Raw genomic sequence first — 339 nt, 5'->3', positions numbered from 1 at the left:
GGCATGGTAGAGGAGCGTTGTGTAAGTCTGTGAAGGTGAGTTGAGAAGCTTGCTGGAGATATCACAAGTGCGAATGCTGACATGAGTAACGATAAAGGGGGTGAGAGGCCCCCTCGCCGAAAATCCAAGGTTTCCTGCTCAACGCTAATCGGAGCAGGGTGAGTCGGTCCCTAAGGCGAGGCAGAAATGCGTAGTCGATGGAAAACAGGTTAATATTCCTGTACCGGTTGTTACTGCGATGGGATGACGGAGAAGGTTAGATCAGCCAACGGTTGGATGTGTTGGTTTAAGCGTGTAGACGTGCCGAATAGGAAAATCCGTTTGGCTTAGTTGAGGCGT

General features: G+C 50.4%; 1 rRNA gene. It reads left to right on the top strand.

Annotated features, from left to right (window positions below):
- Positions 1-339 (top strand): 23S ribosomal RNA (locus LGT40_RS00145); the annotation flags it as partial.

The sequence above is a fragment of the Methylophaga pinxianii genome, assembly GCF_020447225.1.
Lineage (GTDB): Bacteria > Pseudomonadota > Gammaproteobacteria > Nitrosococcales > Methylophagaceae > Methylophaga > Methylophaga pinxianii.
Note: the sequence above shows the minus strand (reverse complement) of the source record. Positions and strands in the feature narration are given on the sequence as shown.